The sequence below is a fragment of the Micromonospora sp. NPDC049107 genome (assembly GCF_040648595.1).
Lineage (GTDB): Bacteria > Actinomycetota > Actinomycetes > Mycobacteriales > Micromonosporaceae > Micromonospora.
This window is the reverse complement of record NZ_JBEZEC010000002.1, coordinates 543,818-558,845: the sequence shown is the minus strand read 5'-3', so window position 1 is coordinate 558,845 and position 15,028 is coordinate 543,818. Positions and strand designations below refer to the sequence as shown.

Annotated in this window: 11 protein-coding genes, 1 tRNA gene and 2 pseudogenes; 6 read left to right on the top strand and 8 right to left on the bottom strand. The window is 68.9% G+C overall.

Features of this window, described 5'->3' with window-relative positions:
• Positions 1 to 39 precede the first annotated feature (39 nt).
• The 4 genes from AB0B55_RS07655 to AB0B55_RS07640 all read right to left on the bottom strand — a co-directional run bounded on the left by AB0B55_RS07655 (position 40) and on the right by AB0B55_RS07640 (position 4,430).
• A complete protein-coding gene (locus AB0B55_RS07655) occupies positions 40 to 426 on the bottom strand; it encodes a hypothetical protein (protein WP_357170995.1) in 387 nt (128 codons plus the stop codon).
• A 158-nt stretch (positions 427 to 584) separates the two neighbouring features.
• The gene (locus AB0B55_RS07650; RefSeq protein ID WP_357170993.1) at positions 585 to 2,537 is read right to left on the bottom strand and encodes a hypothetical protein; all 1,953 of its coding nucleotides are present in this window, start codon (positions 2,535 to 2,537) and stop codon (positions 585 to 587) included.
• Positions 2,534 to 3,106: a hypothetical protein gene (locus AB0B55_RS07645; protein ID WP_357170991.1), complete on the bottom strand. Its 573-nt coding sequence runs from the start codon at positions 3,104 to 3,106 to the stop codon at positions 2,534 to 2,536. The genes AB0B55_RS07650 and AB0B55_RS07645 overlap by 4 nt, the downstream gene beginning before the upstream one ends.
• Positions 3,099 to 4,430, bottom strand: a complete 1,332-nt coding sequence (locus AB0B55_RS07640) for a hypothetical protein (protein WP_357170989.1) — start codon at positions 4,428 to 4,430, stop codon at positions 3,099 to 3,101. Before AB0B55_RS07640 ends, AB0B55_RS07645 begins: the two co-directional genes overlap by 8 nt.
• A gap of 806 nt (positions 4,431 to 5,236) precedes the next feature.
• Between AB0B55_RS07640 and AB0B55_RS07635 the strand changes: the two genes are divergently transcribed.
• Together AB0B55_RS07635 and AB0B55_RS07630 are read left to right on the top strand one after the other, a co-directional pair.
• Positions 5,237 to 5,593 (top strand): DddA-like double-stranded DNA deaminase toxin, encoded by a 357-nt coding sequence (locus AB0B55_RS07635; RefSeq protein ID WP_357170987.1) that lies wholly within the window; start codon positions 5,237 to 5,239, stop codon positions 5,591 to 5,593.
• Positions 5,590 to 6,003, top strand: coding sequence for an Imm1 family immunity protein (locus tag AB0B55_RS07630; protein ID WP_357170985.1), 414 nt, complete (start codon positions 5,590 to 5,592; stop codon positions 6,001 to 6,003). Before AB0B55_RS07635 ends, AB0B55_RS07630 begins: the two co-directional genes overlap by 4 nt.
• Positions 6,004 to 6,442: 439 nt before the next feature.
• Here the strand turns inward: AB0B55_RS07630 and AB0B55_RS07625 are convergent, their stop codons facing one another.
• The 3 genes from AB0B55_RS07625 to AB0B55_RS07615 form a co-directional block, all read right to left on the bottom strand.
• Positions 6,443 to 7,522 (bottom strand): site-specific integrase, encoded by a 1,080-nt coding sequence (locus AB0B55_RS07625; protein ID WP_357170983.1) that lies wholly within the window; start codon positions 7,520 to 7,522, stop codon positions 6,443 to 6,445.
• Complete coding sequence (locus AB0B55_RS07620) at positions 7,519 to 8,127, bottom strand: hypothetical protein (protein WP_357170981.1); 609 nt, start codon at positions 8,125 to 8,127, stop codon at positions 7,519 to 7,521. The genes AB0B55_RS07625 and AB0B55_RS07620 overlap by 4 nt, the downstream gene beginning before the upstream one ends.
• Positions 8,101 to 8,184, bottom strand: a tRNA-Leu gene (locus tag AB0B55_RS07615). The genes AB0B55_RS07620 and AB0B55_RS07615 overlap by 27 nt, the downstream gene beginning before the upstream one ends.
• A 208-nt stretch (positions 8,185 to 8,392) precedes the next feature.
• On the opposite strand from AB0B55_RS07615, the pseudogene AB0B55_RS07610 reads away from it, so the two are divergent.
• Positions 8,393 to 8,815, top strand: a pseudogene (locus tag AB0B55_RS07610) (tetratricopeptide repeat protein); the annotation flags it as partial.
• On the opposite strand, the gene AB0B55_RS07605 reads toward AB0B55_RS07610, so the two are convergent.
• A complete protein-coding gene (locus AB0B55_RS07605) occupies positions 8,803 to 9,291 on the bottom strand; it encodes a hypothetical protein (RefSeq protein WP_357171238.1) in 489 nt (162 codons plus the stop codon). The pseudogene AB0B55_RS07610 and the gene AB0B55_RS07605 sit on opposite strands and share 13 nt — an antisense overlap.
• Before the next feature lie 1,438 nt (positions 9,292 to 10,729).
• Between AB0B55_RS07605 and AB0B55_RS07600 the strand changes: the two are divergent.
• From AB0B55_RS07600 to AB0B55_RS07590, 3 genes and pseudogenes are all read left to right on the top strand, one after another.
• Positions 10,730 to 11,164, top strand: a pseudogene (locus AB0B55_RS07600) (fibronectin type III domain-containing protein); the annotation flags it as partial.
• Between the two features lie 201 nt (positions 11,165 to 11,365).
• Positions 11,366 to 13,993, top strand: coding sequence for a fibronectin type III domain-containing protein (locus AB0B55_RS07595; protein WP_357170979.1), 2,628 nt, complete (start codon positions 11,366 to 11,368; stop codon positions 13,991 to 13,993).
• Positions 13,994 to 14,020: 27 nt separating this feature from the next.
• Positions 14,021 to 15,016, top strand: coding sequence for a MoxR family ATPase (locus AB0B55_RS07590; protein ID WP_357128317.1), 996 nt, complete (start codon positions 14,021 to 14,023; stop codon positions 15,014 to 15,016).
• The last annotated feature ends 12 nt before the right edge of the window (positions 15,017 to 15,028 follow it).

Here is a 15,028-nt window from a genome sequence, read left to right as displayed (position 1 = left end):
CGAGTTCCGCCCGCCCCATCGGGACGCCGCCTGATCCGCTCACGCCGCGGACAAGTCGTGAACGGACAGGTACACACCATGTTTCCGAAACGCGGCCGGCGCCCATGCCAGCACGTCGGCCTGGTGGATGGCCAGTTCGGCTGGGAACCACGCCGGGCGCAGCACACGTGCGTCGACCCATGCAGGCGGAGCAAGATCCGCCTGGGCGAGCAGGTGCTCCGCGAGCGCCGCGAGCAGCGCGTCCCAACGCGCATCCCCAATTGGCCCAGGCTCATCCCTCAATAGACCGGCTCTGGTCTCGGCCGGTTCCCAGCGGTACTCCTCCAAGAACTCCCACACCAGCTTCCAGCGGATTCGGTCGGTGTCCGCGGACGCCAGATGGGTGGCCAACCTGGTCAGGCTCATCGGTTCGTATCTGGTACCCACCGGTCGAGCCTCACCTTCAAACCAACGGCATCTGTGGTTACAGGTAATCGCGGGTGCCGCCGGCGAACACCCAACGGTCAGGCGGCGGCGCGAGTGCATGTTTCAGCCGGGGCCTCACAAACCTTTGATTACCGGTGGTATTCGGCTACTGCGGTGGCTTATTCGATAGCGGCGTCTTCCACGCGGGTTTTGGCTGCTGCGGGACCGCTGTGCCAGACACCAGGAATCATTGCGCGGTCTTCGTAACCGAATTCGATGACGTGGATGTGACTCCAATCCGCTCGCGCAGGCAGTGGCGGTAGGGAGTTGTCCGCGATGATCATTTGGATTCGCTGGCTTGCGGCGTTGGTGACGTTCGCGATTCGATCGTAGATGCGCTGGCTAAGTTCGACGTCGGTAGGGCTTCGACCTATGGCGTTCTGGGGCGAGTCGATGATGAGCAGCGACGGCACGGTGACGTTAGGGTCGTCGAGCGCGGTGGTTATCAGGGCGATGTTGTAGGCGACGTGGACGGCCGTGGCGACACCTCCGCCGGAAGCTTGGATCTCGTGGAAGGCGGCTCCGTCGATCCGAGGCAGATAGTCTTCGGTATCGATGTGGGCTTCTTGCACTCCGGGGACTCCGATGAGCTGGATTTCTCGCTGGAAGGCCGTGTCGAAGCGGGCGACTCGCGCTCTGGCTTCGGTCATGGCCTGCTTGCGTCGCTTGATGTCCGCACGAACTGTCTTGCGTTGGTCCTCGTCGGTGCGTAGCCGTTGTTCGATGTCCTTGAACCGCTCCCAAGTGTTGGTCATGTCGTCCAGTCGGGCCAGGCGCGCCAGCATGGTGGCATGCTGACCGCTGAGAGCCGCGGTCTGGGTGAGCAGCGGCGCGGTACGGCTTCGGGTGAGTTCATCGAGACGTTGTCGAACCGCGTGCAGATGCAGCCGTGCGGTGCTCGCCAGTTCAGCGGCTCGGGTTGCGGCGTTTTCGTCTTCGTCGAGCAGTTGTCGGGTCTCAGCGATCTGGTTCTCGAAGCGGAGCCGGGTCTCGTCATCGACGGCGGAGGCTGCCACGGAGACGGGTTCCGGTTGGCGGCAAAGCCGGCACTGGTCATCGGCGAGAGTCTGGTGATCAAGATTTTGCAGGCAGCGGGGACAGACCTCGAACTCAAGCGCCCCGAGGATATGACCGGCAACGTGAGCTTGTTGAGCGCGAAGATAGTCCAGTTCCAGTTGCGCCAGCGCGGCGCGGCGTGCCGCGGCGGCTTCGGCTCGCCGGGCGGCGTCGGCCTGTAGCTGGCGTTCCTGGCTGGCGGTCTGGTCGAGTTCGGCGAACAGTACGTCGGTGGCGGGCCCGGGGCTTGACGATTGCGAGGCTAGGGCTTGCAGTCCTGCATTGATCTCATTGAGTCGGACTAGGATTACGCGTCGGTCTTCGTCGATTTTGTCCTCGGGTGGCGTCTCGGTCTGTCCGAGGAAGTTGCGTACCGCGGTCACCTCGGCTTTGTGTGCGGCGATGGCGCTGTTCAGCGTGCCTTCGCGGCGCTGCAAGGCGGCGAGGTCAGCGTCGTTGAGTCCGAACATGAACTCGAACAGCGCTCGACGCGGTCGGTCGGTGTAGGTCTCCGTGTGCCCGGCGATGGACCGGTCGATGTCGACTGCTTCGACATACAGGTAGGCCATGAGGTTCTGGAAGGTGACCGCTACGGTGTCAGCGGTGGCGCCGCGCCGTCGGGTCGGGATTCGTTCGCGCGGGATTCCGAGTCGTTCCAGGAGCCGGTCTGAGATCGTCTCCTGGCCTTCGCGGCTTCGGACGGGCAGCTGCGCCTCGATGTCACGGGTGTACGGGTCGAGAATCTCAACGATGCCTGATGGATCGGGCACCCTTCGCGCGAGCATCAGGCGGGTGTCTTCGACCTGGAGATCGAGGACGATCCTGGTCACGTTGGCGCGCACTGCTGGGGTGAGTGCGGCGCGACCGCCGGTCGCGTGTTTGATCAACATGAGCAGGCTGGACTTGCCCGTGCCCACCGAGCCGATGAGGGCTGTCAGCGGACGATCGAGGTCGAACCTGCGGCTTGTTTGGGTGGTGACCACCTCGACGGCTCGGATGCGCAGGCGCCTGGTCATGCGGTTGCCTGGGCGGTGTCGGCTTCCAGGCGGCGGATCGCAGGTCGCAGGAGTGCGTCGAGCTGTGGGGCGGACATGTTGAGCCGTCGGTGGAGAAACTCGGCGCGAAGGTGGGTGGGGTTCCACTGTGCTGTGTTGGACAGCTGCTTGGCCGCCTCTCGGCCGGCGGGGGTGGTGATGACCTCGAGAATGCGTCCGGGCACAACGTTGAGAAGTTGCTTGCCGATGAGGGAGCCGATGATGAGGGTGTAGCGGTCGGTCCATAACCCGTAGCGTGTCGCGGCGAAGTTGATGTCCGTTGCCCGGCGCTCGGCTGGCAGCGGTTTCGCTGAGCTTGGCCACTGCGCTTCGTCGGTCAGGTTGATGTATTGCAGGACGGGCGGGAAGCGCAGCAGGTAATCGAGTCGGGATATGCGGGCGAGGCTTCGCAGGCCGCGGCTGCGGCCGGAGAAGGCGGCGATGAGGAGGAGCACCCGGGCTTGGTGGAAGGCTGCCTCGGCGGCGATGGCCCGGGCTGCTGCCTGCTGCCGTGCGGCTAGCAGACGAGTGCGTGCCCCGCGGTCAGTCATGCACCTGCTCCTGCTGAGTGTCACTGCTGGTTGGCGGGAGGAAGTCGAAGATGCACTGGTCGCTCAGTTCGAACGACACGCCCAGGGCGTGCTGATCGTTGATGCGCAGCGGGGGCCGCTGGCGGAAGGACGACACACGGACGGTGTCGCGCAGTTGGCGGAAAAACGTCCGCCCGTAGGGGGTGGTGCCTGCCGCGAGAGCGGCGTCTTGGGCGTCGAGAACCAGTTCCAGCACTTCGGCTTCGATCTGCGCGAGGACTCCCGCATCTCCGGGCAGGTCGGGTAGGCGCGATCGATGAGTGCTGTACCAGGCGGACCGGAGTCGTTCGGCGAGATGGACGGCGCTGGCACTGAGCTGCCCGTCTGCCATTTTGCGGCGTAGTTGGGATCCGCCGGGCGCCGGGAGCGGGGCGTCCTGGGGTGGGAACAAGGGCACATCGCCGCCGTAGATGATGGCTGTGTCCAGTGCCTTGGCATCGAGCAATCGTGCTGCGAGCCGTTCATCTCGTTCCATGCCGTTGGGCCACACCGCCATGCCGACCACTTGGCGGGCGAGGTCCAGACGGCGTTTGCCGAACGTCCGGACGGTTTTCTCAACGATCGTCATGACCGCGTCGTGGATATGCTGGCCGTCGTGTGTGTCCCAGCCTTTCGCGCGACACAGCGGCAGAGCCACCTCGATGATGGTGCTTGCGGCTATGTCGTCGCGGTGTGACACCGGCACGAAGGTCAGCATCGGTATGAATCGCGCTACCAGCTGTACGAGCGGATCGGTGTCGAGCAGGTGTTCGGGACGCGCTGGTGGTTGACCTGTTGGCATGGCGGACGTTCGTTTGCGCTGCGACACCATGAGAAATTGTCGGGCGAGTTTCTTCGACCAGGCTAGGAGTAGGGCAGCGTCTGGTTGCGTGGCTTCGCATATGCCTGCCAGTTCCGCGGATTGACCTGGTCCGTTAGTCAGGCCGGCATTGGTCAGGTGTAGAGCACGGATGGGGCGCCCAGACGCAGCCACCGCGACCCATCGGTCGAACAGGTGTGTGAGACCGCCGTCGTCGCAGAGGTCAGCGACGGACCACGTCCCGCGGTTGCGGCTCCGATGCTTGACTGATGCGAGGTCAACCTGGCCGTCGGCGAAGAGCACCATGAAGTCTTCATGGTGCTCGCAGACCACTGCGATCGGGCCGTCAGGCTCGAACAAGCCGTAGCTCCAGCGGGCGATGACTTCGCACTGGAAGCGGAAGTTGGCTTGTGCTTCTGCGCCGTCGTCTTCTGGGGCGTCCGGCAGCTCCAGGACAAGGGGCAGGGCCTCCTGTCGCTCGCTCAACATAGCCACCTCCAAGACGACGCAGCGCAGCGTAGTCTTTCGACTTCGCAGCGCTGTGTTCTTCGTACCGGAAGCCGGGCATGGCGTAAAGACCTAGATCGGGCCGTTCGCATCAGCAGACGGGTGCTTGTTGCGACCTTGCGAGCCAAAGGGGTTTAGCCAGTCATGGCACAGCCCGCAAGCGTCCTAGGAAATTAGGTACCTGGCGGGCCTTCTGAACGTCTGGGGGCCGGGGTCAGGTGCGATGGCTGGTTGGCCCTCCCTTGCTGCACCCGACCGCATCCTTCGGGCAGCGGGCCTCGCTGCTCGCCGTCCGTCCTGGAGCCGCTTCGCCCAGCACCGCTCCTGGCAATCAGCCGCTACCTACGCACGTCTATGTTCTGGCACAGTGATTCGGGTGAGCGCGGCAGAGTTGATCAGTCGGCTTCTTCAGGCCAAGGCGCATCTCGACCGGGCTCGGGAACTGATACGAGCTGCCGGCTCCGAGCTTCACCAAGCGCGGGCGTTGATCCAGGCGGCGCTGCAGGGCGCCGCCGATCACAGCACTGCCGCGATGGTGGACCGCAGCTCACAGCAGCTCGATGGAGCGGGCATAACGGTCGGTCAGCGGGCAAGGTCGAGGAGATCCTCACGCGGGCGCGTGGGCTGGACGGTCTGGGAAACTGACTGCGGGTGGCGACGGGAACCGTCGACCACCCGCGCATGTTGACCCGCCGCAGGCGGTCCTTCGGGCAGCCGCGAGTCTGGCACGTCGCAGCGAACCGCACGACAAGACCGAGGCGTTCCTGCTCGTCGACGGGGCGATCATGCGCGATCCTGACCTCTCGGCGGAGCCAGACGGTCGGTTGCGCAGCCGGCAGATCCGGGCAGGCAGGCTTCCCGCCGCCGGCGTCGGACTCAAGCCGCCGCTGGCTCAGGCCATCGTGATGGACCACGCCGAGGCGCAGGCCGCAGCCGTGCTGCGCCGTTCCGGCAGCCCATCAGAGGCCACGCTCGTGCTCAATCACACCCCCTGCGACGATCCGATCAGACCCCTGGTCTGCGAAAAGATCCTCGCCACGATCCTGCCGCAAGGAACACGCCTGACGGTATTCCTCACCGACGGCGACCGCACATGGCTCCATAAGCTGTACGTCGGAACAGGAGAAGGGATCCGGCGATGAGCATCGACATCACCTGGGGACGCGGGGACGGCGCCGCGTCGGTCAGCACCGTCGCCGAACTCAACGCCACGCTGGACACCATCAGCCACATCCCCGCCGATCGGCTGCCCTACTGCGTCACCCTCATCGCTTCCGGCGGAGGCGAGTTCCCTGTCATGCTCGACATCTGCGTCGGGCACGCTGAACGGTCGTTCGTCTATCACGTCGCTGCCGACGGCAGCAGCGCTTGGGGATACCAGCCAGACCTCGAACCGGGGCCCGCGTTCACCTTCGACTACGCCGGCACGCCTACCGACGCGTGGCCCGAACGCACCCGCGTCACCAACGCGACCGCGCGGCACGCGGCACGACAGTTCCTCACCAGCCGTGGGCAGCGACCCCCCGCGCTGGCCTGGGAAACTGTCGAATAGCTTCGAGCCTGGACGGCTCCCGAGGCAAGTGCCGCAGCCAAGCGCCTCACCCGGAGCACCGCACGCGGTTCCCCGCCCCTTACTCGGTTGTAGGTGAGACGGCGTAGGTCGTCTGCGACCACCGCAAGCCTCGATGGCGAACTCTCAGGCTTCTAGCTACGAGAACCTGTCTCACCAGCGGACGGCGAGAGCAGCACGACGACGTCATGCAGTCCAGGCCCGGTCATCTCAGCGGGCGCGATGATGCGCCGCAGAGACTCGTCGTGAATCGCATCCTTGATCATCTCTTCGGCTACTCAGTACGAGGTGTCGCCGGCGGTCAACACTTGCGGACAGTTTTCGGGGCAGGCCCAGTGACCTTCAGCGGAAGCTGTAGAGGTGGTGAAGCCAAAGGTGAGGGCGCCCTGCTATAGGCGGCCCTCACCCTTGCTCTGCCCCTTCAGCTGACAGGACCCTGCCTGGGTTCGTGATGACCCTGAGATACAAGTGGATGCGGTTCACCGGTAAGGACTGACAGTGCTGCGGCCACTTCGACGATGTCGGCCTTCGTGTAGACGATGGTGGCCCCGACATCGCCGGTGTCCTTCTCCGCGTGACCCGCATACTTTCGTGCCACCGCGTAGCCGAAGTGACGCTCCACCCACCGCAGGATGGTGTGGCGCAGCCAGTGGGCGCTGATGCACTGGACCGCTACCCACGGCAGATACTTACCGAGCCGCACCCACAAGCCGTCATAGCGCCTGTAGGTCAACGGTTTCCCTGTGCGGTACCTCAGCAGCGGAGCTGTGCTGCGCGGGTTCCCGTCTCCCCGCTCGTCCCAGTGCGACAGCAGGTGGCTCATCATCGACGGGGAGACCGGCTGCCAGCGGGTGGTGAAACCCTTCTCCCGCAATAACACCAGGCACTGCTCCACGTCCAGGTCGCAGCGGCGGATATTCAAGGCACCGGCCCGGCGGCAGGCAGTCTCGGTATGCAAGCGCAGAAGGAGACTGTCCAGGGCGGGATCGTTGCCGGTGGTCGAAGCGACCCGGTTGATGTCGGTCAAGCGATCATCGGGCAACGCGGAACGGGTACTCGCGGTCCGTTTCGGCTTCGTGACCCGGGCAGCGGCATTCTCGGCCTGCGTGATCACCCCGTCGTTCACGGCGAACTTGTAGAGGCATCGGATCGCGGCGACGTAATTCTCCTCTGCCCCGGCACCACCCCGCCCGTTGCGCCGCACGACCCGTCCGCTGCGGATCTTCTTGCCCAGCGAGATCAGATCCAGGGTTGTCGGCTCGGTCAGCCGCTTGCCTGGCCACGTCTCCACCAGCCGATCCCAATAGGTGCCATAGGTTTTCAGGGTTCCCGGCGTCACCGCCTCCTTGACCTTCGGCACGTACTCGGTGAACGTCGGCACCGGCGGCCGACTCTCCGCCGCCGCAACATCAAGATCCGCAGGCGTCAGTCCCAGCCCGGCGAGAAGCACCAATGCCGCCTGGATCTCGGGACGACCACTGGTGGCCGTAGCTCCCGTCATGACGCATCACTCGGGAAGACCTCGGCATAGGCGCGCGAGATCATGGCATCAACCGACGCCGGAGGATGAATCACCAGACGCTCTTCATCCGGATCAGCCACCAGCAGGACGCGGGCACCGGCCTCCAACCCACACCAATGCCGAAGGGTAGACGGAATCCGCAGATGCCCTGTCGAAGTGAGCTGGTACCGCCCGCCTTCATCCGCTCTGACGACAAGCAGACCGGACAACTCGGTCAGCGAAAGGACAGTGGCGGGCTCCCAGCCCAGATGACCCAGCACATACTGCGCCCAGATCTTGCCGCGATCATCGACAGCAGCCATTCCATACAGCGACGAGCGCACACGGATGGGCGCCAGACCCGCTGGTGTTACCCGCACCCGATCCAGGTTCGCGGTGGCGACCCGGCGCGCCGACACGGCATCGATCTTGGGTGGGATGAGAGAAGAGACGAGACCGGCAGTCACGATGACCACCGCCTGGACAACGCCGCACGGATCGAAGAAGTTAACGATCCGACGACCCGCCAGAAGCGGGCTGACCTGCTGGAAAGTGGTGGTGAACTCACCACATTTTTGTGTCCGAGGGGGGACTTGAACCCCCACGCCCTATACGGGCACTAGCACCTCAAGCTAGCGCGTCTGCCATTCCGCCACCCGGACTTGCTCGTTCAGCCTACCTTGCCGACCCAGATGATCTTGCATCCGAAGGCCGGCCCAGCGGGCCGCACGGGGAGTTACTGTACACGGCGCCCATGGATCATGCACATCACCCTCCCGCCACCGCTCACACCGCCACTGAGGGTCACCAGAGTCGGCTCGAGCGCAGGGCCGGGTAGCGTCGACGGCCCGGTGACGGCAGCATTGCCCTGTGTCCCATCCCTCTCCCCTGGCCGCCGTACAGCAACGGGCCCTCGCGCTACGCGCGGCGGGCGACCACGACGCCGCCCGGACGTTGCTCGCGGACGCCGTCGACTCCGCCCGTCCGCCGTACGGCGAGGACCATCCCGAGACGTTGCACACCGCTCACCTGTTGGCCCGCCTGCACCGCGAGGCGGACGACCCGCTCGCCGCCCGCCGGGTGCTCGAGGAGGCCTTCGCGGCGGGCGAGCGGCGCTGGGACCATTCCGAACCGACGATGCTCGCGCTCGCCTTCGAGCTGGCCGAGGTCGCCGAGGAGTTGGGTAACAGGCACGAGGCCCGCCGTAACTACACCAGGGTCGCCAGCGCCGGGCCCGCGGCGCTCGGGGAGAACCACCCAGTCGTACGCGCCGCCCGTGACTACCTCGGCGAGGGCAGCGCTGCCGTGGAGCAGACGTACGTCGGACCGCCGGCCTCCGCCACCGGCACCTCGATTGATTCCGGGGCCCGCTCGGCGCTCTCCGGCCCGACGCTGTCTCTGGCGACCCTGGCCGCGATGCGCCCGACAACGGACGGTCCGCCAGCGCCCGCGTCGCCCTGGGCGCCGCAGCCCTCCCCGACCCCTGCCGGTCCGACGCGGCCCGCGTCGGCCGTCCCCCCGGTGCCGGCCGCACCGCCGATGCCGCCCCGCCAGCGGGTCGAGCAGCAGGCGGCCACACCCCGGCCAGTGGCCGGCCCACCACCCGGGGTAGCCGCCCAGCCCACCCCACACCTGCGGCAGCAGCCTCCGTCCGCGCCGCCGCGCCAGCGCACCAACGACGGGCCGATCCGCCCGGCCTCCGGCGGGCCGCAGACACCGCCCATGACCGGACCGCCCGCCACCGCGCCGACCTCCGCCGGTCCGCACACCGGCCCCCCGCCAGCGCCGCGGTGGGATGAACCCACGATTCAGGTACGGCAGATCGAGCCCCTGCTGGCCGAGGAGGCGGCTCGGCTCGCGGCGGCAGGGCCGAGCGGCCCGGCCGTCACGGCAGCAGGTACGGCACCGTCTGGTGCGATCCCGACGACCAACGGTCCGGCGGGCACGCCCACGCACCACGCATCCGGTGCGACGCCCGCCGCACCATCGCTGCCGGTCTCCGGGCCACCCCTGCCCTCGGCGCCGGCCTCCGGACCAGCCGTACCGCCCGGCCGCCCGGTGTCCGCTCCGCCCGGGTACGACCAACCCGTCTCCGGGCCGCCCGCCCAACCCCAACCGCTGGTCGGGCCGCCCACCAATCCGGTGTCCGGACCACCCGGCCACGCCTACCCCGTCTCCGGTCCGCCGGCCCAGGCATTCCCGACGTCCGCACCGCCCTACCCCGTGTCCGGTCCCCCGGCCTCGGCATTCCCGACGTCCGCACCACCGCACCCCGTGTCCGGCCCCCCGGCCCAGAGGTCCGCATCGGCCTACCCCGTGTCCGGCCCCCCGGCCCAGGCATTCCCGACGTCCGCACCGCCCTACCCCGTGTCCGGTCCCCCGGCCTCGGCATTCCCGACGTCCGCGCCGCCGCACCCCGCCTCTGGCCCACCGGCCTCAGCGTTCCCGGTATCCGGGCCGCCCGCCTTTCCCGTATCGGCACCACCTGGGCAGAGCCAGCCGGTGTCGGCGCCTCCGGTGAGCGCACCGCCGTGGGGACTGACCGCGCCGCCGTGGAGCAGCAGCGCGCCTCCGCAACCGCTGCCCGCGTCGAATGCTGACTCCCCTGGGTCGACGGACGTCCGGCCCACCCCGGCCGTTGGGGGCACACCGGGTTCACCGGGCACCGGGGACGGCCAGGCGGGCGTGCCCCAGCGGCCTGGACCGGGCGACAGAGGCACGGAAGCGCTGTCGGCCGGACCCGGTGAAGCGTCAGGTTTCGCATCCGCGTCGACGGAGGTGTTCCCGGCCGTCGGGCCGTCGACCCCCCAGCCGGGCAGGCGCGACGCCGGAGATCTGGCTACCCCGCCCGACCGGGCACCGAACCTCGAACGGGCCCCGACGACGCCTGTCGCCCCGATCCTGAACGAGCACAGCGGACCGGGACCCGTCCCGGGTGGACATGGCGGCCCGGCGCACCTCACCGGCGGACATGGCGCCTCGGCGTCGACTCCGGTGGACGATCTGGTGCCGGGCCTGGCCGCGCCCTACGGCCCGCCGGTCACGCCCGCCTACCCGGCCGCCGAGCAGTACCGGGCCGCCGAGCAGTACCCGGCCGGCCAGCGGTACCCGGCGCAGCAGGCCCCGGCCGGCCACGAGGTGTACCCGGGGCAGTACTACCCGCAGGAGGCGTACGCGCCGTCGTACACCGATGGGACTGGCTCGACGGGCCGCAACCGGGCGACGGTGATCGGCGCGGCGGTGGCCGCCGGGGTGGCCCTGGTGGCGGTCGCGGGCCTGGGCGCGGTGGTGTTGAGCCGTGACGACGCGCCGCCGCCGTCCGGGACACCGGTGTCGGTGGCACCGGCGACGACCGGTCCCCCTCCCGGCGACCTGAAGCTGAGCGACGATGCGGTGACGATCACGCTGAGCTGGACGGATCCGTCCGGGGGCACGGTGCCGTTCATGGTCGCGGGTGGGCGGGCCGGGTCGGCGCTCGGCGTGATGGCGACAGTGGAGCCGGGGCGGACCCGCCACACGGTCAACGGGCTCAGCTCCCGGGTGGACTACTGCTTCACGGTGCTGGCCGTCTACTCGACCGACAGCTTCGCCACCTCGGGTCAGGTGTGCACGGATCGTGAGCGGTCCACACCCCCGAGCTGAGCACCGCGCCGTGGAGCTGGTCATCGTCGGATTGACGATTGTGGAGCTGAGCTGGGCGTCCGCCGCCCACGCTCGGTATCCACAGGGGTGACGGTGCGGGTTCCCCCGTTCCCGGCCGGGCCATATGATGGCACCCGGCTCAGGGGAGGGGTCGCCGCGAGGCGTACGCCACCTGCCACGACTCAGGGAAGGCAGCCGGCTGTGGCCAGCATCGACGACGCCGAGCGGACCGACGCCCCCCGTTCCCGGTCCCGACTGCGAGGCGGGCTCGTGACGGTGGGCACGGTCACCGCGCTGCTGGCCGCCATGGGGCTGACCGTCCTGGGGTTGGGCGCGGCGGACAACGCGGTGGCCAACTACGACGCGAGTTCCTGGCTGTGGAGCGGGGTGCGCAGCGAGCTGGCCCGGGTCAACGGGGTGACGGCCCGGGTGGACACCCGCACCGAGATTCCGGGTGCCCGTCGGCACCCGATGCAGGTCGCTCAGACCGACCGGCTGCTGATCCTGCGGGACCTGCAGACCGGGCAGATCAGTTCACTGGACCTGGCCACGTTGCAGCTCACGGCGACCACGCCGACCACGCCCGGCCTGGGTGTGAGCGTCGCCCTGCACGAGGACGCGGCGTTCGTCGTCGACGCGGTGCAGGGCATCGTGCGGCAGCTCGACCCCCGCTCGTTGAGCCCGGTGGGTGAACCGGTGCGCTATCCGCCGGGCATCACCGGCGGCGCGTTCGACGGTACGGGCCGGCTCTGGATCGCGGTGCCCAGCGAGGGCACGGTCTCGGCGGTCACCGCCGCGAAGCTGCCGTCCGCGCCGGCCTCGGCCGCGCCGGCCGGCGCAGGGCTCAGCCCGGAGCGGGTCGAGACGTACGACGTCGCCGACCCCAGCCACGATCTGGTGGTCTCCACGCTGGACGACGGAGTGGCGGTGCTGGACCGGACGGCCGGCCGGCTGCTGCGAGTGCAGCGCGGCGAGGTGCGCCCGACGCCGTTGACGCTGCCCGGCCCCGCGGCGTTGCCGGCCCGCACGTCGGGGCCGCGGGTGCCGGTGACGGTGCCGGCCGAGCGGCGGGTGCTGGTGGTGGGGGACGTCGGTGAGGAGCGCACGTTCACGGTGCCGGGTAGCGGCGACCGGCTGAGCCCGGCGGTGGCGTGGGCCGATCGGTTCTACTGCGCCGACGAGGCCACCGGCACCATCTACTCCTTCGACGCGGGCGGCCAGTTGGTCGACACCATCAAGGGCAAGGCGACCGGACCGTTGGAGATGGAGGTCCGGGAGAACCACCTGTTCATCAACTCGCCCGACTCGGCGACGGCTCGGGTGGTGGACGACAAGCACCAGGTGCGCGAGGTCGACAAGTACGCCAATGACGTGTTGGGCGGTGACCCGCCGCCGGCGCCCCCGCCGCCGCCTCCGCCGAAGAAGCCCCGGGTGAGCAAGCCGAGCGCGCCGCGCAGCGTCACCGCCGCCGCCGGCAACGCCCAGGCCCGGGTGAGTTGGCGGCCGGCCGCCGCGAACGGCGCGGAGATCATCAAGTACGTCGTGCAGGGCGCCGGTCGGCGCCTGGAGGTGGGCGCCAACCAGCGCGCGGTCGAGGTGAAGGGGTTGACCAACGGCGAGACGTACCGGTTCGCGGTGCACGCCGTGAACGCCAAGGGTGACGGCCCGCCGCGCAGCAGCAACCCGGTCACTCCGACCGCCGCGGTGCCCGATCCGCCAGCCAGCATCACGGCGCAGGAGCGGCCGGACGGCACGGTGGTGGTCAAGTGGCCGGCCGCGAACGCCCAGGGCAACAAGATCGCCAAGTACGCGGTGACGGCCACGTCGGCGGGGACGAACGCGCCGGCCGGCGAGTCGACCAAGACCGAGCTGGTGGTGCCGGCCGGTGAGCTGGAGTACGGGACGCAGTACGCGTTCACCGTCGTGGCGGTCAACGACAAGGGCGCCGGCTCGGCGGCCTCGCCGGTCAGCAACACGGTGGTGCCGTTCGCGGCGCCGGGTCGTCCGCTCGACCTGCAGGCCGGCACGGTCGCCGACCAGCCGGGCGCGGTCACGGTGCAGTGGTCGCCGGCCGAGGCGAACGGTCGACCGGTGACGAAGTACCAGGTGGACGTCGGTGGCAAGACCACCGAGGTGACCGAGACCCGCACCACCGTCACCGGTCTGGGCAACGGCCAGAACGTCACGGTGAAGGTGAAGGCGGTCAACGAGGCCGGGCCGGGCCCGGAGGCCACCGCCACGGCCCGCACGGTCGCGGCGCCCCGGGTGACGGTGACCGGCTCGTCGGCGACGGCGACGGGAGCGACCGTCACGTTCACCGTGGACGCGGGCGGCGGCAGGGCCACCTGCTCGCTGAGCACGTCGGGTGAGCCGGCGAAGGCCGGGGCGTGTTCCAGCATCACGATGTCGGGTCTGACGCCGGGCACGGCGTACACGTTCACGGTGACGGCGACCAACGCCGCCGGCAGTAGCACCGCCAAGCGGGCGCAGACCACCCAGGCGCTGTACGGGATCGCGACGTGCCGCAACGGCGCGTCCGGCCCGGAGGCGAGCTACTGCACGCGGGAGATCCCCGGCGAACGCAACGGCAACGAGATCTTCGAGGTGCCGCGGCAGGACAACGATCGCCAGGCCGGCTGGGTGCCCAACGGGCAACGCTTGCAGGCGTACTGCAAGAAGTCGGGTGAAGAGGTCTACGCGTACATCTACAACAACGACAAGCGCAGCACCTGGTGGGTGCAGGTGGACTACAAGGGGAAAAACTACATCCCCTGGGCCTGGCTCAACCTGGAAGGCGGCGACAACATCAACGTCCTGCCCACCTGCTGAACCACCAGGCGAGGAGCACCACCGACCGTGAACACCCACGAGCCGCTAACCCAACCGGAGGTCCAGGGCTTCGCCGCCCTGGCCGCCCGGCTGGCCGAGAACGTCAACGCGGTGGTGCTCGGCAAGCCGCAGGTGGTCCGGCTGGCGCTGACGGCGCTGTTCGCCCAGGGGCACGTGCTGCTGGAGGACGTGCCGGGGGTCGGTAAGACGACGCTGGCACGTGCCATCGCCGCGACGGTGCAGGGTCAGTGGCGGCGCATCCAGTTCACCCCGGACCTGCTCCCGTCGGACGTGTCCGGCGTGACGATCTTCAACCAGGCGAGCAGGGAGTTCGAGTTCCACCCGGGGCCGGTGTTCGCCAACATCGTGATCGCCGACGAGATCAACCGGGCGTCGCCGAAGACGCAGTCGGCGCTGCTGGAGGTGATGGAGGAGCACACCGTCACCGTGGACGGGGTCCGACACCCGGTGCCGGCGCCGTTCCTGGTGGTCGCCACCCAGAACCCGGTGGAGATGGACGGCACGTACCGGCTGCCCGAGGCGCAGCTCGACCGTTTCCTGGTGAAGCTGTCCGTCGGCTACCCGGACGAGGCGGTCGAGGTGGAGGTGCTGCGCGGCGCGACGGTCCGCTCCCCCGAGGCGCTCGCCCCGATCACCGATACGGCGACCGTCGGGGAGATGGTCCGGATGGCGCGTCGGGTGCACATCGCCGAGCCGCTGTACGCGTACGCGGTCCGGCTGGCCGCCGCGACCCGCACCCATCCGCAGGTACGGGTCGGGGTGAGCCCTCGGGGTGTGATCGCGTTGACGCGGGCGGCGTGCTCGTACGCGCTGATCGACGGGCGGGGCTGGATCATGCCGGAGGACCTCAAGGCGCTCGCCGAACCGGTGTTCGCGCACCGGCTGCTGCTGACGCCGGACGCGCAGGTGCGCGGGATGACCGCCGGGGAGGTGCTGCGCCAGGCCATCGCCTCGGTGCCGGTGCCGCTGCCGTCGGGGCAGCCGGCCCCGGTGCAGGGCTGACCGGCAGCAGCG

Excerpts from the sequence above, each read along its gene's own strand:
- AB0B55_RS07645 (WP_357170991.1), bottom strand. The coding sequence starts at position 3,106 with ATGACTGACCGCGGGGCACGCACTCGTCTGCTAGCCGCACGGCAGCAG.
- AB0B55_RS07630 (WP_357170985.1), top strand. The coding sequence starts at position 5,590 with ATGAGCATCGACATCACCTGGGGACGCGGGGACGGCGCCGCGTCGGTC.
- AB0B55_RS07650 (WP_357170993.1), bottom strand. The coding sequence starts at position 2,537 with ATGACCAGGCGCCTGCGCATCCGAGCCGTCGAGGTGGTCACCACCCAA.
- AB0B55_RS07625 (WP_357170983.1), bottom strand. The coding sequence starts at position 7,522 with ATGACGGGAGCTACGGCCACCAGTGGTCGTCCCGAGATCCAGGCGGCA.
- AB0B55_RS07635 (WP_357170987.1), top strand. The coding sequence starts at position 5,237 with ATGCGCGATCCTGACCTCTCGGCGGAGCCAGACGGTCGGTTGCGCAGC.